The organism is Enterobacter wuhouensis, assembly GCF_004331265.1.
Classification (GTDB): Bacteria; Pseudomonadota; Gammaproteobacteria; order Enterobacterales; family Enterobacteriaceae; genus Enterobacter; species Enterobacter wuhouensis.
This window is the reverse complement of record NZ_SJOO01000009.1, coordinates 170108-190162: the sequence shown is the minus strand read 5'-3', so window position 1 is coordinate 190162 and position 20055 is coordinate 170108. Positions and strand designations below refer to the sequence as shown.

Genomic DNA, 20055 nt, shown 5'->3' with positions numbered 1-20055 from the left:
TTGTATCCTCTTCTTCTCCATAAACAAATCACCTATCCCTCCGTATATACGGTAAACTATCCCGGTTTTTGCATCAGGATAGCGTCTATGAACCACTCCCTTAAGCCCTGGAATACCTTTGGTATTCAACGGAATGCTAATCAAATTGTACGTGCCGATAATGCTCAGCAGTTGCTGGATGCATGGCAAAACGCAACAGACAACGGTGAACCCGTTCTGATTCTGGGCGAAGGAAGTAATGTCCTGTTTCTTGAAGATTTTGCAGGCACGGCGATCGTCAACCGCATCATGGGCATCGATGTCTCAGAAAGCGCTGACAGCTGGCATCTGCACGTGGGCGCTGGAGAAAACTGGCATCAGCTGGTGCAATATACCCTGGATAAAGGGATGCCCGGCCTGGAAAATCTCGCGCTTATACCTGGCTGCGCCGGATCGTCACCTATCCAAAATATTGGTGCCTACGGCATCGAACTCAAACACGTCTGTGAATATGTCGACTGCATTGAACTGGCGACCGGCACGGCTCTGCGCTTAACGGCAGAAGAGTGTCGTTTTGGCTATCGTGACAGTATCTTCAAACACGAATATCAGGATCGCTACGCGATAGTGGCCGTGGGCCTGCGTCTGTCGAAAAGCTGGAAGCCTGTACTGACCTACGGTGATTTAACTCGACTCGATCCCGCGACGGCTACCGCCCGCGACGTTTTTGATTCCGTATGTCATATGCGCATGACTAAACTTCCCGATCCGAAAGTGAACGGAAATGCCGGAAGTTTCTTTAAAAACCCCGTTATCAGCAGCGAAAGTGCAAAAGAATTCCTCGCCAGCTTTCCAACGGCACCGCACTATCCGCAGCCTGATGGCAGCGTAAAGCTGGCTGCAGGCTGGCTTATCGATCGGTGCCAGTTGAAAGGCGTTGCTGTAGGGGGAGCTGCAGTTCATCGTGAGCAGGCGCTGGTTCTGATTAATCAGGACAATGCGACCAGTGATGATGTTGTGCAGCTAGCGCACCATGTTCGCCAGCGTGTAGGCGAAAAATTCAACGTCTGGCTTGAGCCTGAAGTCCGCTTCATTGGTCGTACAGGTGAAGTCAGCGCCGTGGAGGCTATCGCGTGAAGGACAATACCGTCCCCTTAACCCTGATCGGCATCCTTGCCGACGGCGAGTTTCATTCTGGCGAGCAGTTGGGCGAGCAGCTTGGCATGAGCCGCGCCGCCATCAACAAGCATATTCAGACGCTTCGCGACTGGGGTGTGGATGTATTCACGGTTCCTGGAAAAGGCTACAGCCTGCCGGAGCCGATACAGTTGCTGAATGAAGAGGCGATCCGCAGCCAGGTTGGCTCGGGCAACGTTGCGGTGCTGCCGGTCATTGATTCAACGAACCAATACCTGCTGGATCGGCTTAACGAACTCAGGTCAGGCGATGCCTGCGTTGCCGAGTATCAGCAGGCCGGACGTGGTCGCCGTGGACGTAAGTGGTTTTCCCCTTTTGGTGCCAACCTTTACCTTTCCATGTTCTGGCGTCTCGAGCAGGGACCGGCCGCCGCCATTGGTCTGAGCCTGGTTATCGGCATTGTGATGGCGGAAGTTCTGCACGATCTGGGCGCGGATAACGTACGCGTAAAATGGCCAAACGATCTCTACCTCAACGATCGCAAACTTGCGGGCATTCTCGTCGAGCTGACGGGAAAAACGGGCGATGCAGCGCAGATCGTCATCGGTGCTGGCCTGAATATGGTTATGCGCAACGTACAGAATGATGTCGTAAATCAGGCCTGGACTAACCTGCAGGAGGCGGGGATCACCATCGACCGCAACACGCTTGCTGTACGGATGATTAAAGAACTGCGCAGCTCATTATCGCTCTTTGAGCAGGACGGGCTGGCACCGTTCCTGTCTCGCTGGGAAAAGCTGGATAACTTTATCAATCGCCCGGTGAAGCTGCTGATTGGCGACAAAGAGATCTACGGCATTTCCCGCGGTATCGACGCACAGGGGGCGCTGTTGCTTGAACAGGACGGCGCGATCAAGCCCTGGGTAGGCGGGGAAATTTCGTTAAGAAGTGCAGAATAAGAAAGTCCCTCTCCCGGCCGGGAGAGGGTATAGAGCACGTTACTGAGGATAAGGCACCCAGTCGCCGCCGTTCAGGCGAACATAGGGCTTGCCCTGATATTGAATGACGACCGCGTTGGCGTTCTCGGAGACTTCAGCCGTTTGCGGCAGGTTGCTGGTAAGCTGATCCCAGTTCACGCTATCTTCCACAAACAGTTTGCCATCCACCGCGCGGGCAACCAGCTCTGAAATCGCCAGATAGCTGCTTGGCTGGGTAATCTCAACAGGCGCCCCCTGATGCGGAGCCTTCATGCCGAAGAACTTAATCCCGGCGGGCACGTTGGTAATGGACGGGCTTGGGATATCACGCAGGCCGGACACCTGCATCCTGTCGCCTTTTAGCGCGCCGCCGTGTTCTGGCACCATCACCACCATCACTTTACGGCCCGATTTTTCCAGCTCGGTGAAGAACGCGTCCAGCTCGTCAAACAGCTTCTGCGCGCGAACTTTATAATCCGCCGTTTTGCTCACGCCCGGGAAGTGGTTACCGTCGTGCAGCGGCAGCGTGTTATAGAAGGTGGCGCTGCGGGTATTACCGTCCACCTTCTGCAGCCAGCGCTGCAGGACGGCAGTATCGTCGTAGACCGGTGAACCGTCAAAGCCCAGCAGAGACACCGGCAGACCGGTCTGATCCATCAGCGGTGCCTGCATTCCCCCTTCCTGACGTATCTCTTTGAGGAAATCGCCAAACACGCCGTTATGGCCCAGCATCAGGTTCTGCGTGAAGCCCAGTTTGGACAGATTATCGAACAGATAACACTGGTTTCCGGCTGGCTGATACAGGTTCTTGTGCGACGGCTGACCGCAGCTTGCGCGCAGCAAACGAATTGCCGCCGGACCGCTGTACGAGGTGGCAGAGTTGAAGTCTTTAAACTGAATATCAAAGTGCGACCACAGCGGATGCGACATTAAACCAGCAGCATCCACGTCTGCCCATGAGAGGGAGCAGATGTTAATCACCAGCAGCTCGAACGGCTGGGCATCTGCAGGCAGCGCATCCGGGAATTTAGTCTGACGCTTGTCTTCTGCGCTGTAGAAGCTGGAAAGCCAGGCGTTAAGATTCGTGGACGTTGGCGGGGCAGTCTGCGTCGGGATGTCACCTACCACCGGCGTATTGCCCGCCGTCGCGACGGTTGCCGCCGCACTGCCACCGGTGGTGGTAACGGTCGTTGTCGCCTGGCCGGCTGGCCACAGGGAGAAGCTTGGGCCTGCCAGCGTCAGCACGTTCAGCCAGATCAGGATCGCCACGACAAACACCGTGACGCGGATCCACTGGGACAGAAAAAGCCATGCAACCAGCAGCACAAACACCGCGCCAATCATCTGCCAGTTAATAAAGCGCTCGGTGAGGTCAAGTATGTAGTCAGCGCTAAAGCCCGCGACCTGCGAGCCCTGGCTCATGATGCTTTCCGGCCCGGGTAGCCAGGTATCATGCCAGAACAGCCCAAAGCCAATGGGGATGGCAATCCAGTGACGCAAGCGGTGCAGCCTGATGTTTGGGATGGGCATCAGGAGGAAGGCCATAAACACCAGGTTAAGCAGCGGATGGAAGTTCAGATAGCCAGCCCACAGCAGGCCAAACTTCACCAGAAAGTAGAAGTTCCAGCCGGAAAGGCCGCGCCAGTATTGCCACAGCGGCGATGGTGACGAAGCGGTGTGAGTAGAATTAGTCATGTTTTCGGTTTGCCTTGACGTGTGAAGCCCGTGTCAGTGTTCCGGCTGGTTTAACGTAGCGAGGTTTTACAAACAGCATTCTGGTCGTATCGCGAATACGACGCAGCGAATGGCGCGCATAGTAGCCAAGCGGGAAAAAGATTAGCGCACAAAGTACGACCAGTTGAATGATATCGCTGAGATTCATGATGATGCGTTCTCCCCATTCTCAGACAGTAAGCGCAGCGGCTCTGGAACCCGACGCCAGACATGTCCGTCATGCTTAGCATTGAGAATCGGTTTGAAATCGCTGGTGATGGCGAGCGGCTTCGTCCAGTTTTCAGGGGTAAGCGTGCGCATTTGCACCAGCTCTGCACTAATCAGGTTATCTTCGAACCAAATCATGCGGTTCGAGAAAATATCCCCGGTAGGCAGGGGAAAAATATGGTTAAGCGCCGTATCGAGGTCGTTAACCCGACAGAAGGATAAAAACAGCACCAGACGATTGTCGCCAATCGTCATGATATCCCCGGTGCGGTTTGGGCGGCACAGGGTTAGCGCTTGCTCAACGCGGATACCCGGTACGGGGCGAAGCGCCACCATAACCCCTTTTCCGTCTGCCGGCAGCAGCGTGTTGTTCATCATGTTGCCAACGGCATCGCAGAATGTATCCCACTTCTGATACCCGCGCAGCTTCATCGGCTGCGTCATGGAGAGCAGCGTTGAAATATCTTCCGGCACGTGGCGATTGAACTGCTGGCCCTGAATGCTCTCGATAAGCGTCAGGCAGCGCGACAGCGGGGCATTCCACGGAATAACCATATTCGCACCGCAGCCCAGCAGAAGGCGTTCATCCGTGGCGCGCAGGCTGGTGGTATTTTCGCGTACGACAATTTTCAGCGCGCTGCCGCGCTGGCGGCGCAGCGTGTGAATGTGCCTGGCCAGCGTTTCGATCTGGTTATTTTGCATCAGCGAGAAAACGATGGTCGCCGCCTGGGTGGTGCGGGCTTCATTAAATAGCGCTTCGTTCGTTTCGAACAGCGACCAGTTTTCAGAAAGCGCGGGTGCACCTTCTAATACCGCGAGATGGCTCAGGATGCGTTTTTCATCGCTGCGCGGCTGCACTACGGTCTCTTCAAGGTGTGCGAGATGCCACTGGCCGTCAATCTGTTTGAGGTTGAGCTGCTGTCTGGCGCTGACGCCTTTTTCATTACACCAGAAGGCAATATCGTAAAGATAGCTGTCGGTCTGGTCATGTATACTCGACAGACCAAAAAGAGAGCGATATTCACCCATTAATAGCGAAAAGAGCTTGTCATTATTACTACCGGGATAAACAACCAAAAGTGTGCAATTTTGAAATCTTGCCCATTTATTGATTTTTTCCAGCCAGCGCAGCAGTTTTTCCGTTGGGATATTCTGAAGTGCGTTATTTGCACATTTTAGTATCACTAAATAGTGATCCGGATCAATTGAGCACTGAATGTCGTGGGTCAAAAAGTATAGACTATCTGCTTCGGCTGGCATGGAAAATAACCGTACAGTCTGTGGGCCACGGTCGTTTTCAAGCGTAATGATTTTCTTCGGATCTTCGCCCATGGTAATGACCGCGACGCGAGAATCCTTTTCCTGCGCGGCGATTGTCTGATTAACCAAACTGATGGCATTTTCGTTGCGATCCGTATTAATCCACCAGACTCCTCCGACTGGCATGTGTCGCAATTCGTCCCATAATGACTGGATGCCAATAGAAAATATGGAGTCCACGGTGTCCCTCTTTTCGTCGAATTTATCTGTATCTCAGTTTACTAGCGAAAGCGTAGAAATAAACCTAACATTGAAATTAAAGAACATCAGATTTAGCATGTAAACGAAATTTGATAGGGCAGGAAGCCTCGTACATCCGATCTTGCGGTTTTACTCAAATGGATGGATTAAGAATGCATAATAATGACTCCGGAACGCCTGTCGACTCTAGCCTGGGTTACACATTCCAAAATGATTTTCTGGCGCTGACGCAGGCCTTTTCATTGCCTGAAATAGATTACACCGATATTTCCCAGCGGGAACAGTTGGCCGCGGCTATTAAACGCTGGCCGTTATTAGCTGAATTTGCCCAACAACAATAAGGGAGCCATTGATGGCCATACTAGGATTACAGGGCGTCCGGGGGGGAGTGGGTACCACTTCCATTACCGCGGCGCTGGCGTGGTCATTGCAGGTATTAGGTGAATCGGTGCTGGTTATTGATGCCTCCTCCGATAATTTGTTGCGCATGTCCTTCAACGTCGACTTTACCCGTACCGAAGGCTGGGCCCGCGCGCTGCTTGATGATAAAGACTGGCGCGATGCGGGGCTGCGCTACACGTCCCAGCTTGATTTGCTGCCGTTTGGTCAGCTAACTGAAGCCGAGCGTGGGAATGAAGCCGCGTACCAGCGCATGTTTTCCCGGTTTGTCAATGCGCTCCAGAGCCTGAAAGAGCAGGGCCATTACAAGTGGATCCTGCTGGATCTGCCGCACGGTGCTGCCCAGCTGACGCGCCAGCTGATGGCGAAATGCGATCATGTACTCTCCATTGTGAACGTGGATGCCAACTGTCATATCCGCCTGCATCAGCAGGCGCTACCCGCGAACGCCCATATCCTGATTAACGATCTTCGTATCGGCAGTCAGATTCAGGACGATCTATACCAGGTTTGGCTGCAAAGTCAGCGTCGGCTGCTGCCGATGGTGATCCATCGTGATGAGGGCATGGCGGAGTGCCTCGCCTCCAAGCAGCCGCTCGGTGAATACCGTAGCGATTCACTGGCAGCAGAAGAGATCCTGACGCTGGCGAACTGGTGTCTTCTGCACTTCGCAAGTGAGGCGGAGCCAGCCGGGAGTTCCGTATGAGTCGTCTGTCCACCTGGTTACTCATCCCGCCGGTCAGTTCGCGTTTAAGCGAACGTTATCGGCACTACCGCCGACATGGCGCGTCGGCGTTTAGCGCCGCGCTTGGCTGTTTCTGGATGATTCTGGCGTGGATGTTCATCCCCCTTGAACACCCGCGCTGGCAGCGTATTCGAGCGCGGCATAGCGAACTCTATCCGCATATTCATCCTGACAGGCCGCGTCCTCTCGATCCGGCACGCTATCTCATACAGGCTATCTGGCTGGTGGCAACGACCTCCAGCCCTGATAAAAAGGCCCCGCGCTGGCGCAGCTTCGATCGCGTGGCGAATTTACGTGAACGCTATCACCAGTGGCTGGACAGGCTACCCGATAGCGTCAGCGATAAGACCAGCCATCTGGATAACCACAAAGAGCTCGGACACCTGCATCCGGGCCTTCGCCGTTTTATTCTCGGCGTAATTGTCGTCTTCTCGCTCATTCTGGCGCTGGTCTGTATCACGCAGCCTTTTAACCCGCTGGCGCAGTTTACCTTCCTGATTTTGCTCTGGGGCGTGGCCCTGCTGGTCCGGCGTATTCCTGGGCGTTTCTCTGCCCTGATGCTGATTGTACTGTCGCTAACCGTCTCCTGCCGCTACATCTGGTGGCGCTATACCTCCACGCTGAACTGGGACGATCCGGTGAGCCTGGTATGCGGGCTGGTGCTGCTGTTTGCCGAAACCTACGCCTGGATTGTGCTGGTCCTGGGCTATTTCCAGGTGATATGGCCGCTCAACCGCCAGCCGGTTCCGCTACCGAAAGACACCGGTCAGTGGCCATCCGTCGACCTGTTTGTTCCCACCTACAACGAAGACCTGAGCGTGGTGAAAAACACGATTTACGCCGCGTTGGGTATCGACTGGCCAAAAGATAAGCTCAAAATCTGGATCCTCGATGACGGGGGGCGCGAAGAGTTCCGTCAGTTTGCGGCAGAGGTGGGCGTAGAGTATATCGCCCGCACCACCCACGAACACGCGAAGGCCGGGAACATCAATAACGCCCTCAAATACGCTAAAGGCGAGTTCGTCTCGATCTTTGACTGCGACCACGTGCCGACGCGCTCGTTCCTGCAAATGACCATGGGCTGGTTCCTGAAGGAGAAAGAGCTGGCAATGATGCAGACGCCGCACCACTTCTTCTCGCCGGACCCGTTTGAACGTAACCTGGGCCGTTTCCGTAAAACCCCGAACGAAGGCACGCTGTTCTACGGCCTGGTGCAGGACGGAAACGACATGTGGGATGCAACCTTCTTCTGCGGCTCCTGTGCGGTTATCCGCCGCGGTCCGCTGGATGAAATTGGCGGTATCGCCGTTGAGACGGTGACCGAAGATGCCCACACCTCGCTGCGCCTGCACCGCCGGGGCCATACCTCCGCGTATATGCGTATTCCGCAGGCCGCGGGTCTGGCAACGGAGTCGCTGTCGGCGCACATCGGCCAGCGTATTCGCTGGGCGCGCGGCATGGTGCAGATTTTCCGTCTCGATAACCCGCTGATGGGGAAAGGGCTTAAGCTGGCGCAGCGCCTGTGTTACGTCAACGCCATGTTCCACTTCCTCTCCGGTATCCCGCGGCTTATCTTCCTCACGGCACCGCTGGCGTTCCTGCTCCTTCACGCCTATATCATCTACGCGCCCGCGCTGATGATTGCGCTGTTTGTTCTGCCGCACATGATCCACGCGAGCCTGACGAACTCGAAGATTCAGGGGAAATACCGCCATTCGTTCTGGAGTGAAATCTACGAAACGGTGCTGGCCTGGTACATTGCGCCGCCAACGATGGTGGCGCTGATTAACCCGCATAAAGGCAAATTCAACGTCACCGCGAAGGGTGGGCTGGTGGAGGAGGAGTATGTCGACTGGGTGATCTCCCGTCCGTACATCTTCCTGGTGCTGCTCAACATTGTGGGGGTGATCGCCGGTATCTGGCGTTACTACTACGGTCCTGAAAACGAGATCCTGACGGTCTTCGTGAGTATGGCGTGGGTGTTCTACAACCTGATTATCCTCGGCGGCGCGGTGGCGGTGTCGGTAGAGAGCAAGCAGGTGCGTCGCGCGCATCGCGTTGAAATCAGCATGCCGGCGGCAATCGCGCGTGAAGACGGCCATCTCTTCTCCTGTACGGTGCACGACTTCTCTGACGGCGGTCTGGGCATCAAAATCAACGGCCAGGCGAAGGTGCTGGAAGGGCAGAAGGTCAACTTACTGCTCAAGCGCGGCCAGCAGGAGTACGTCTTCCCTACGCAGGTGGTGCGTGTATTAGGCAATGAAGTCGGTCTGCAGCTGATGCCGCTGACCAAAAAGCAGAATATTGATTTTGTGCAGTGTACGTTCGCCCGCGCGGATACGTGGGCTCTCTGGCAGGACAGCTTCCCGGAAGATAAACCTCTGGAAAGCCTGCTTGATATTCTGAAGCTGGGGTTCCGTGGCTATCGTCACCTTGCAGAATTTGCCCCGTCGTCGGTGAAAATAATTTTCCGGTCACTTACTTCGCTGGTTTCCTGGGTCGTGTCGTTCATTCCTCGCCGACCTGAGCGGGATGAGGCGAAGCAGGCGGACCCGGTTATGGCTCAACAATGATGATAACGCGATGAAAACAAAACTTTCCTGGTTATGTGCAGTGGCAATGGGGATGAGTGCGCTCCCCGCAACAATGGCTAACGCAGCGCCCGATGATGCTGCTGCCACACCTGCTCCTACGGTTCCTGAGGTCGCCCAGGCGACCGATCCGGTTATCACCGCGGCGCCGGGTCAAACGGAAAACGTCGTTCCCAACCAGCCGACAGAAGGTAACGTCGTCGGGCAGGTGATGCCGGGCGTACCGGGCGCCAACGCGCCTGTTGTCGCCCAGAATACCCCATCGCGTGACGTGAAGCTGACGTTCGCGCAGATTGCGCCGCCTCCGGGCAGCATGGTGCTGCGCGGTATCAACCCGAACGGCGGGATTGAGTTTGGGATGCGCAGCGATGAAGTCGTTTCGAATGCCGTGCTGAACCTCGAATACACGCCGTCGCCCGCGCTGCTGCCCGTGCAGTCGCAGCTCAAGGTTTACCTGAACGACGAGCTGATGGACGTTCTGCCGGTGACCAAAGAGCAGTTGGGCAAAAAGACCCAGGCTCAGGTACCCATCAACCCGCTGTTCATCACCGACTTCAACCGCGTTCGTCTGGAGTTTGTGGGCCACTATCGCGACGTCTGCGAAAACCCGGCCAGCAGTACGCTGTGGATGGACGTGGGGCGTAACTCATCGCTGCAGATGACCTACCAGTCGCTGGCGTTGAAAAACGATCTCTCCGCGTTCCCGATCCCGTTCTTCGATCCGCGCGATAACCGCCAGTTAACCCTGCCGATGGTGTTTGCCTCCTCGCCGGACGTCACCGAGCAGCTGGCCGCCACCATTGTGGCCTCCTGGTTTGGCTCCCGCTCCGCCTGGCGCGGCCAGAACTTCCCGGTCGTGTATGACAAAATGCCGGACAGAAACGCGATTGTCTTTGCCACCAACGCCAAACGCCCATCCTTCCTGCGCGACCATCCGGATGTTAAAGCACCTACCATCGAGATGATCAGCCATCCTGACAATCCGTACGTGAAGATGCTGGTGGTCTTTGGCCGTGACGATAAAGATCTGGTGCAGGCGGCAAAAGGGATTGCCCAGGGCAATATCCTGTTCCGCGGCAATAGCGTTATCGTGGATGAGGTTAAGCCGCTGCTGGCGCGTAAGCCTTACGATGCGCCAAACTGGGTGCGTACCGACCGCGCCATTACCTTTGGCGAGCTTAAAACCTATGAAGAACAGCTTCAGTCCACGGGGCTTGAGCCTTCGCCCGTTAGCCTGTCGCTCAATCTGCCGCCGGATCTGTATCTGCTGCGCACCAACGGTATTGATATCAATCTGAACTACCGCTACACCGCGCCGTCGACCAAAGACAGCTCGCGCATGGATATCAGCCTGAACAACCAGTTCCTGCAATCCTTCAGCCTGACCAGCAACCAGGACACCAACCGCCTGATGCTGCGTCTGCCGGTCCTGCAAGGCCTGCTGGACGGGAAAACCGATGTGTCTATCCCGGCCCTGAAGCTTGGCGCGATAAACCAGCTGCGGTTTGACTTCCAGTACATGAACCCGATGCCCGGCGGCTCGGTGGATAACTGCATCACCTTCCAGCCGGTACAAAACCACGTTGTGATTGGCGATGAATCCACCATCGATTTCTCAAAGTATTATCACTTCCTGGCGATGCCGGACCTGCGCGCGTTTGCAAACGCCAGCTTCCCGTTCAGCCGCATGGCCGACCTGTCTGAATCCATTGTTGTGATGCCAAAAGCGCCAAATGAAGCTCAGGTCACCACTCTGCTGGATACGATGGCGACCGTTGGCGCGCAGACGGGCCTCCCGGCGATTAACGTCACGTTGACCGACGATGGCAGCCAGATCCAGAACAAAGATGCCGACATCATGGTGATCGGCACCATTCCGGATAAGCTCAAAGACGATAAGCGCGTCGATCTGCTGGTGCAGGCGGCGCAGTCCTGGGTGAACACGCCGCTTCGTCAGACAGAATTCCCGAGCATCATGCCGGATAATAATGACCGTCAGGCCAGCGCCCAGACCACCGTTACGTCTCAGGGGCCCATGGCCGCCGTTGTTGGCTTCCAGTCGCCTTACAACGATCAGCGTAGCGTGATCGCCCTGCTGGCAGACAGCCCGCGCGGGTATGAACTGCTCAACAACGCGATGAACGACAGCGGTAAACGCGCGTCCATGTTCGGCTCCGTCTCCGTCATTCGTGAATCGGGCGTCAACAGCCTGCGCGTCGGGGATGTCTACTACGTGGGACACCTGCCGTGGTTCGAACGCCTGTGGTATGCCCTGTCTAACCATCCGGTGCTGCTGGCGATTCTGGCCGCCGTCAGCGTTGTATTGCTGGCATGGGTGCTGTGGCGTCTGCTGCGTATTATCAGCCGTCGTCGCCTGAACCCGGATAATGAGTAAGCCGTGATGAAAGCCTTTCGCTGGTGTGTATTAGCAGCGTTGATGCTGGCGGCGACGAATCTCCGCGCCGCCTGTACCTGGCCTGCCTGGGAGCAGTTTAAAAAGGATTACATCAGCGAGGGCGGGCGCGTCATTGACCCCAGCGACACGCGCAAAATCAGCACCTCGGAAGGGCAGAGCTACGCGCTGTTCTTCGCGCTGGCCGCGAATGACCGTAAGGCCTTCGATCGGCTGTTGGCCTGGACGCGCGACAACCTTGCTCAGGGCAGCCTGGACGACCATCTGCCCGCCTGGCTATGGGGACAGAAGGATAACGAGACCTGGGCGGTGATTGACACCAATTCCGCCTCGGATGCCGATATCTGGATTGCCTGGACGCTGCTCGAAGCGGGTCGGTTATGGAAAAATCAGGACTACACCCGCATCGGAAAGGCCCTGCTCAAGCGCATTGCCAGCGAAGAGGTGGTGAACGTACCCGGACTTGGCTCAATGCTGCTGCCGGGTAAAGTGGGCTTTGCCGAAGAGCATGCCTGGCGCTTTAACCCCAGCTATCTGCCCCCTCAGCTGGCGAGCTATTTCACCCGTTTTGGCGCCCCCTGGACCACGCTGCGTGAAACCAACCTGCGTTTACTGATGGAGACCGCGCCAAAGGGCTTTTCACCGAACTGGGTGCAGTACCGTAAGGACAAGGGCTGGCAGCTCCAGCAGGATGCGTCGCTGCTGGGCAGCTACGATGCCATTCGCGTCTATCTCTGGGTGGGGATGATGAGCGACAAAGACCCGCAGAAAGCCCGACTCCAGGCGCGTTTCCAGCCGATGGCCGCAATGACGGCAAAACGGGGCCTGCCGCCGGAAAAAGTGGATGTGGCAACCGGGAAACGCACGGGCGATGGCCCGGTGGGGTTTTCCGCCGCTATGCTGCCGTTTTTACAACAGCGTGATGCGCAAGCGGTACAACGCCAGCGCGTTGCCGACCATTTTCCCGATAACAACGCCTACTACAGCTACGTGCTGACGCTCTTTGGGCAAGGATGGGATCAGCATCGTTTTCGCTTCACCAGCAAAGGTGAATTAATACCGGATTGGGGCCAGGAATGCGCAAGTTCACAGTAAATCTACTCAGTTTATCGCTAGGCCTTGCGCTGATGCCGCTGGCCGAGGCCGCCAATTCTCCCCAGCAGCAACAGCTGCTGGAGCAGGTGCGTCTGGGCGAATCGACGCAGCGTGAGGATCTGGTTCGTCAGTCGCTCTATCGTCTTGAGCTGATTGATCCGAACAATCCCGACGTGATTGCTGCCCGCTTCCGCTATCTGCTTCGCCAGGGCGATACCGGCGGGGCGCAAAAAGAGCTGGATCGCCTGAAGGGGATTGCGCCGGGCTCCACTGTCTATCAGTCGTCACGCAATACGATGCTACTTTCAACGCCCGATGGACGTCAGGCGCTTCAGCAGGCTCGCTTGCTTGCCACGACGGGCCATACGCAGGAAGCGATTGCCGCCTATGACAAGCTCTTCGCCGGCAATCCGCCGAGTGGAGAAGTGGCCACCGAATACTGGAACGTGGTGGCAAAAGATCCTGCCCGCCGCGCGTCGGCGATCGACCAGCTGAAGAAAATCAATGCCAGCAATCCGGGCAATACGCAGCTGCAGGCCACGCTGGCGCAGCTTCTGTTCCAGACCGGACGCCGTGATGAAGGCTTTGCGGTGCTGCAGGAGATGGCAAAATCCAACAGCGGCCGCAATCAGGCGTCTGATATGTGGTATCAGCAGATTAAGGATCAGCCAGCCAGCAGCGCCAGCGTAAGCGCGCTGCAAAAATATCTGAGCGTGTTCAGCGATGGCGATAACGTGACGGCCGCGCGTTCGCAGCTGGAAGCGCAGCAAAAACAGCTTGCCGATCCCACCTTCCGCGCGAAAGCGGAGGGATTAGCCGCGGTGGACGCCGGGCAGGGCGGTAAGGCGGTGGCGGAACTGCAGAAAGCCGTCAGCGCCAACCATGCCGACAGCGAAGCCGTTGGCGCGCTGGGTCAGGCCTATTCACAAAAAGGCGATCGTGCCCGCGCGGTGGCGCAGTTTGAAAAAGCGATCGCCCTCGATCCCCAGAGCGATAACCGAGGCAAGTGGGATAGCCTGCTGAAGGTTAACCGCTACTGGCTGCTGATCCAGCAGGGCGATGCGGCGTTAAAAGCGAATAATACGGCCCAGGCCGAGCGCTATTACCAGCAGGCGCGCAGCCTCGACAATACCGACAGCTACGCGGTGCTGGGGCTCGGTGACGCGGCGGCGGCACGCAAAGATAACGACGCTGCCGAACGTTATTATCGCCAGGCGCTGCGCATGGACAGCGGCAACAGCAATGCGGTGCGTGGTCTTGCCAATATTTACCGCGCGCAGTCCCCGGAGAAAGCCTCGCAGTTTATCCAGTCGCTCTCGGCCAGCCAGCGCCGCAGCATTGATGACATTGAGCGAAGCCTGACGAACGAACAGCTTTCAGCCCAGGCGGAGCAGCTTGAAAACCAGGGGAAATACGCCCAGGCCGCTGAAATTCAGCGCCGCCGTCTGGCGCTTTCTCCGGGCGACGTGTGGATCACCTATCGTCTCGCGCGCGATCTCTACAGCGCGGGTCAGCGCAGCCAGGCCGATACGCTGATGCGTCAGCTTGCCAGCCAGAAGCCGACCGATCCGGATCAGGTATACGCCAACGGCCTTTATCTGTCGGGTAACGATCGGGACAGAGTCGCGCTGGCACACCTGAACACGCTGCCGCGTAGCCAGTGGAACGGCAATATCCAGGAGCTGGCGGATCGTCTGCAAAGTAACCAGGTGCTGGAAACCGCCAACCGCCTGCGCGACGACGGAAAAGAACGTGAGGCGGAATCCCTGCTTCGCCAGCAGCCCGCGTCAACCCGCATCGATTTAACCCTTGCGGACTGGGCGCAGCAGCGTGGCGACCGCACGGCGGCAAAAACCGCCTATAGCACCGTGCTGCAGCGCGAGCCGCAAAACGAAGATGCTATCCTCGGTCTGACCGAGGTCTATATCAGCGAAAGTAATAAAGACGCGGCCCGCGCCGAGCTGGCAAAACTGCCTGCCGCGCAGAACGGGCAGCCGCTGTCGCTCAACGTGCAGCGTCGAATCGCGATGGCGCAGGCTGGCCTGGGCGATACCGCTGCGGCAGAGCAGACGTTTGGTAAAATCATCCCGCAGGCTAAATCACAGCCTGCGTCGATGGAAAACGCGCTGGTATTACGTGATGCTTCCCGCTTCCAGGCACAAAACGGCCAGCCTCAGCAGGCGCTGGAGACGTATAAAGACGCGATGGTGTCGTCCGGCATCACGACGACGCGTCCAACAGACAACGACAGTTTTACCCGTCTGACCCGCAATGATGAAAACGACGACTGGCTGAAGCGCGGCGTGCGCAGCGATGCGGGTGAGCTTTACCAGCAGCAGGACCTGAACGTCACGCTGCAGCATGATTACTGGGGCTCCAGCGGCACGGGCGGCTATTCCGATCTTAAGGCGCACACCACCATGCTGCAGGTTGATGCACCGCTCTCCGACGGACGGATGTTCTTCCGCAGCGATCTGGTGAATATGGATGCGGGTACCTTTGCGACCAAGGACGGGAAATACGATCCCAAATGGGGGACCTGCGCCGAAACGCCGTGTAGCGGCAACACCAACCAGTCTGCCAACGGCGCAAGCGTGGCGGTTGGCTGGCAGAATAAAACCTGGTCATGGGATATTGGTACCACGCCGATGGGCTTCGACGTGGTGGATGTGGTTGGTGGCGTAAGCTACAGCAATGACCTCGGGCCGATTGGCTACACCCTGAATGCGCATCGTCGTCCGATCTCCAGTTCTGTTCTGGCCTTCGCTGGTCAAAAAGACACCAATACCGATACCACCTGGGGCGGCGTACGTTCGACCGGCGGTGGCGTGAGCCTAAGCTATGACAAAGGTGAGGCGAACGGCATCTGGTCGAGCCTGAACGTGGACAGCCTGACCGGTAAAAATGTGGAAGATAACTGGCGCATCCGCTGGATGACCGGCTATTACTACAAGCTGATCAACGAGAACAACGAACGCCTGACGGTCGGCGTCTCCAACATGCTTTGGCACTACGATAAAGATCTGAGCGGCTACACCCTGGGCCAGGGCGGTTACTACAGCCCGCAGGAGTACGTCTCTTTCGCCCTGCCGGTGACCTGGCGTAAGCGCACCGATAACTGGTCATGGGAGCTGGGCGGCTCCGTCTCCTGGTCGCACTCTAAAACCAAGGATGGCATGCGCTATCCGATCCAGAGTCTGATTCCGGATAACCAGGTGGATGCCGACGGTAAGGACATGTATTCCGACAAAGGCGAGCCTGAAAACGGCAGTTCCTCGTCGGGTACGGGTTACACCGCACGAGCGATTATTGAGCGCCGCGTGACGTCTAACTGGTTCGTGGGTCTGGGCGTCGATATTCAGCAAGCAAAAGACTATACCCCGAGCCATGCCCTTCTGTATGTTCGTTATTCCGCCGCGGGATGGCAGGGCGACATGGACTTACCGCCGCAGCCGCTCATACCCTATGCTGACTGGTAATCAGATTTTACTTAATCCATTAGCATGTCTCTCTTAAAAGTACAGCAATCGGGTATACTCAGGCGCACCAGGTTTACACCCTGGTGCGCCTTGCGCTTCGAGTTTTGTGGAGAGTCATTTTGCGTGTCAGCCGTTCTTTAACGATCAAACAGATGGCGATGGTGTCTGCCGTCACTATGCTGTTTGTCCTCCTTTTCTGCGTAATTTTGCTGTTTCATTCCGTACAGCAGAATCGCTATAACACGGCTTCGCAATTAGAGAGCATCGCCCGCGCGGTGCGTGAACCGCTTTCTTCCTCCATTTTGAAAGGGGATATCCCGGAAGCGGAAACCATTTTGAAACGCATTCAGCCTGCGGGGATTGTCAGTCGGGCAGACGTGGTATTGCCTAACCAGTTCCAGGCACTGCGGATGAGCTTTATCCCTGAACGTCCCGTTCCGGTAACCGTCATGCGGCTGTTCGAGCTGCCGGTACAAATTTCCTTGCCCATTTATTCCCTTGAGCGGCCCGCTAACCCGCAGCCGTTAGCCTATCTGGTCCTGCAGGCAGACTCCTATCGGATGTATAAATTCGTCATGAGCTGGGTTGTTACGTTAGTGACCACTTGCTTACTTATGACGCTGATCCTGAGCGTGGCGCTGACCTGGTGTATTAACCGGCTGATCGTGCACCCTTTGCGGAAAATCGCCCGCGAACTGAACAACCTCGCTCCGCAGGACCAGGCTAGCCATCAGCTGACCTTGCCCCGCCTCCATCACGACGATGAAATCGGCATGCTGGTGCGCAGCTACAACATTAACCAGCAGCGTATACAGCGTCATCAGGATGAACTGAACAGCAGCGCCACGCGCTTTCCGGTGTCTGATCTGCCTAATAAAGCGTTTCTTATGGCGCTGCTGGAGCAGACCGTTGCGCGCCAGCAAACCACCGCGCTGATGGTGATTGCCTGCGAAACGCTGCAGGATACGGCGGGCGTGCTTAAAGAGAGCCAGCGCGAGATCCTGCTCCTGACGCTGGTGGAAAAGGTCAAATCCGTGCTTGCCCCGCGCATGGTGCTGACCCAGGTCAGCGGCTACGACCTGGTGGTCATCGCCCACGGCGTGAAAGAGCCGTGGCATGCGATTACGTTAGGTCAGCAAGTGCTCACTGTCATTAATGAGCGGCTGCCAATTCAGGGTATCCAGCTGCGCCCGAGCGCCAGCATTGGGATTGCGATGTTCTACGGCGACCTGACCGCAGAGCAGCTCTATAGCCGAGCGATTTCGGCGGCCTTCACCGCCCGTCGGAAAGGTAAAAATCAGATTCAGTTCTTCGACCCGGAGCAGATGGAAAAGGCGCAGAAGCGCCTGACCGAAGAGAGCGACATCCTTACCGCGCTGGACAACCGTCAGTTTGCTATCTGGCTCCAGCCCCAGGTGAATTTACTGACGGGAGAAGTCAAAAGCGCGGAAGCACTGCTGCGCGTGCAGCAGCCTGACGGCTCGTGGGAGCTGCCGGAAGGGCTAATCGAGCGCATCGAGTCCTGCGGCCTGATGGTGACCGTCGGTTACTGGGTGCTGGAGGAGTCGTGCCGCCAGCTTGCCGCCTGGCAGGAGCGCGGCGTCACTCTGCCGCTATCGGTGAATCTTTCTGCCCTGCAGCTCATGCACCCGACGATGGTGTCCGAGATGCTCGAGCTTATCCATCGTTACCGAATTCAGCCCGATACCCTCATTCTGGAAGTCACGGAAAGCCGACGTATCGACGATCCCAACGAGGCGGTCGCTATCCTGAAGCCGCTGCGTAACGCCGGTATTCGCATTGCGCTGGACGATTTCGGCATGGGCTATGCCGGGCTGCGCCAGCTTCAGCATATGAAAACGCTGCCGGTGGATGTCCTGAAAATCGATAAAGCCTTTGTCGAAGGGCTGCCGAATGACAGCAGCATGGTGCAGGCGATTATTCAGATGGCGCGAAGCCTGGAACTGCACGTGATTGCAGAGGGCATTGAAACGGAGGCCCAGCGCAGCTGGCTGGCCGAGGCGGGGGTGGAGAGCGGTCAGGGCTTCCTGTTTGCCCGCGCAGTACCTTCTGACGTCTTTGAACAGCGTTACCTTACCGACGCAGACAACCACGCAAAAGCGTAATTTTGTTGCTGGCTTGTGCGAGCCAGCTCAAAGTTCTTAACATTTGTGTTTCAAATTTGAACCTGGTTTATTTCTGTCCTGTTATACGGGTGTTATTTTAAAGCCGCAGGTTAACCATAACCTTAAAAAGCCTGTGGTTTTTCTTTCCAAGGACACCCTATGAAAACCTCTCTCTTCAAAAGCCTTTACTTTCAGGTCCTGACGGCCATCGCAATCGGTATTTTGCTTGGCCACTACTACCCTGAACTGGGCGCACAAATGAAACCGCTTGGCGACGCGTTCGTTAAGCTGATCAAAATGGTCATCGCTCCGGTGATCTTCTGTACGGTAGTGACCGGCATCGCGGGCATGGAAAGCATGAAGGCGGTTGGTCGTACCGGCGCAGTGGCCCTTCTCTATTTTGAGGTGGTCAGCACCATTGCCCTGATTATCGGCCTCATTATTGTTAACGTTGTTCAGCCCGGCGCGGGAATGAACGTTGACCCGTCAACGCTGGATGCCAAAGCGGTGGCGATTTACGCCGACCAGGCGAAGGACCAGGGCGTGGTGGCCTTCCTGCTGGACGTCATTCCTGGCAGCGTTATCGGCGCATTCGCCAGCGGGAACATCCTGCAGGTGCTGCTGTTTGCCGTGATGTTTGGTTTTGCCCTGCATCGCCTGGGCAGCAAAGGCCAGCTCATCTTCAACGTGATTGAAAGCTTCTCGCAGGTCATCTTCGGCATCATCAACATGATCATGCGCCTGGCACCGATTGGGGCCTTCGGCGCGATGGCCTTCACGATTGGTAAATACGGCGTCGGTACGCTGGTGCAGCTGGGCCAGCTGATCGTCTGCTTCTACATCACCTGTATCCTGTTTGTGGTTGTGGTGCTCGGTTCCATCGCCCGTGCGGCGGGCTTCAGCATTTTCAAATTTATCCGCTATATCCGCGAAGAGCTGCTGATTGTTCTCGGGACCTCGTCCTCTGAATCGGCGCTGCCGCGTATGCTCGATAAGATGGAAAAGCTGGGCTGCCGGAAATCGGTGGTGGGGCTGGTAATTCCGACGGGCTACTCGTTCAACCTGGACGGCACCTCGATATACCTGACGATGGCGGCGGTATTTATCGCGCAGGCCACCAACAGCCATATGGATATCTTCCACCAGATTACGCTGCTGGTGGTGCTCCTGCTGTCGTCCAAGGGGGCGGCTGGCGTCACGGGCAGCGGCTTTATCGTGCTGGCAGCCACCATCTCTGCCGTGGGGCACCTGCCGGTGGCGGGTCTGGCGCTCATCCTGGGGATCGACCGCTTCATGTCTGAAGCCCGCGCGTTAACCAACCTGGTGGGTAACGGCGTGGCAACGGTAGTTGTCGCGAAGTGGGTGAAAGAGCTGGATCATAAAAAGCTCGACGATACGTTAAACAACCGTAACGCGGGTGACAAAACCGCCGGTTTATCCTCCTGATATCCTGAAAATACCCGCATTCCCTTGTCGGAATGCGGGCTCCTGCGCATAATAACCGCTCATACCTGTCATACTTCGACAAGATTTTTTTTGGGTATATTTCACTTCGAACCGTGACGTTTTGCCGAACACGCGGTCTAATCGACGTGTTTTCATCGTCATCTTTTAGAGTGAAGCGCGTCGCGAGACACTCTTTTTAACCAGGA

At 56.6% G+C, this 20055-nt stretch carries 13 protein-coding genes; 10 read left to right on the top strand and 3 right to left on the bottom strand.

The annotated features are described in order from the left end of the window. The first annotated feature begins 87 nt into the window (after nt 1–87). Both murB and birA read left to right on the top strand, forming a co-directional pair. Nucleotides 88–1116, top strand: coding sequence for a UDP-N-acetylmuramate dehydrogenase (murB, locus tag E0L20_RS18545; RefSeq protein ID WP_131635234.1), 1029 nt, complete (start codon nt 88–90; stop codon nt 1114–1116). Beyond that, nucleotides 1113–2075 carry a bifunctional biotin--[acetyl-CoA-carboxylase] ligase/biotin operon repressor BirA gene (birA, locus tag E0L20_RS18540; protein WP_131635233.1) on the top strand — a complete coding sequence of 321 codons (963 nt, stop codon included), beginning with the start codon at nt 1113–1115 and terminating at the stop codon, nt 2073–2075. The genes murB and birA overlap by 4 nt, the downstream gene beginning before the upstream one ends. 39 nt (nt 2076–2114) lie before the next feature. On the opposite strand, the gene bcsG is transcribed toward birA, so the two are convergent. Genes bcsG through bcsE form a run of 3 tightly spaced genes read right to left on the bottom strand, consistent with a single transcriptional unit; the run spans nt 2115 to nt 5534 of the window. After that, nucleotides 2115–3788, bottom strand: a complete 1674-nt coding sequence (bcsG, locus tag E0L20_RS18535; RefSeq protein WP_131635232.1) for a cellulose biosynthesis protein BcsG — start codon at nt 3786–3788, stop codon at nt 2115–2117. Next, nucleotides 3781–3978: a cellulose biosynthesis protein BcsF gene (gene bcsF / locus E0L20_RS18530; RefSeq protein WP_242673419.1), complete on the bottom strand. Its 198-nt coding sequence runs from the start codon at nt 3976–3978 to the stop codon at nt 3781–3783. The genes bcsG and bcsF overlap by 8 nt, the downstream gene beginning before the upstream one ends. Beyond that, entirely contained in the window at nt 3972–5534 is a 1563-nt protein-coding gene (bcsE, locus tag E0L20_RS18525) for a cellulose biosynthesis c-di-GMP-binding protein BcsE (RefSeq protein ID WP_131635230.1), read from the bottom strand. Before bcsE ends, bcsF begins: the two co-directional genes overlap by 7 nt. A gap of 173 nt (nt 5535–5707) precedes the next feature. Here bcsE and bcsR point away from each other — a divergent pair, with 173 nt between their 5' ends. The 8 genes from bcsR to E0L20_RS18485 all read left to right on the top strand — a co-directional run bounded on the left by bcsR (nt 5708) and on the right by E0L20_RS18485 (nt 19849). After that, nucleotides 5708–5896, top strand: coding sequence for a cellulose biosynthesis protein BcsR (bcsR, locus tag E0L20_RS18520; protein WP_131635229.1), 189 nt, complete (start codon nt 5708–5710; stop codon nt 5894–5896). Nucleotides 5897–5907: 11 nt separating this feature from the next. Next, entirely contained in the window at nt 5908–6660 is a 753-nt protein-coding gene (bcsQ, locus tag E0L20_RS18515; protein WP_131635228.1) for a cellulose biosynthesis protein BcsQ, read from the top strand. Beyond that, entirely contained in the window at nt 6657–9272 is a 2616-nt protein-coding gene (gene bcsA, locus E0L20_RS18510; RefSeq protein ID WP_131635227.1) for a UDP-forming cellulose synthase catalytic subunit, read from the top strand. Before bcsQ ends, bcsA begins: the two co-directional genes overlap by 4 nt. 10 nt (nt 9273–9282) lie before the next feature. Then, nucleotides 9283–11685 (top strand): cellulose biosynthesis cyclic di-GMP-binding regulatory protein BcsB, encoded by a 2403-nt coding sequence (gene bcsB, locus E0L20_RS18505; protein WP_131635226.1) that lies wholly within the window; start codon nt 9283–9285, stop codon nt 11683–11685. Between the two features lie 6 nt (nt 11686–11691). After that, on the top strand, nt 11692–12798 hold the full coding sequence (bcsZ, locus tag E0L20_RS18500) for a cellulose synthase complex periplasmic endoglucanase BcsZ (protein WP_131635241.1): 1107 nt from the start codon (nt 11692–11694) through the stop codon (nt 12796–12798). After that, nucleotides 12780–16277 (top strand): cellulose synthase complex outer membrane protein BcsC, encoded by a 3498-nt coding sequence (gene bcsC / locus E0L20_RS18495; protein WP_131635225.1) that lies wholly within the window; start codon nt 12780–12782, stop codon nt 16275–16277. Before bcsZ ends, bcsC begins: the two co-directional genes overlap by 19 nt. A 119-nt stretch (nt 16278–16396) precedes the next feature. After that, the gene (gene hmsP, locus E0L20_RS18490) at nt 16397–18403 is read left to right on the top strand and encodes a biofilm formation regulator HmsP (protein ID WP_207389459.1); all 2007 of its coding nucleotides are present in this window, start codon (nt 16397–16399) and stop codon (nt 18401–18403) included. Between the two features lie 159 nt (nt 18404–18562). Beyond that, nucleotides 18563–19849: a dicarboxylate/amino acid:cation symporter gene (locus E0L20_RS18485; protein WP_131635223.1), complete on the top strand. Its 1287-nt coding sequence runs from the start codon at nt 18563–18565 to the stop codon at nt 19847–19849. Nucleotides 19850–20055: the final 206 nt, after the last annotated feature.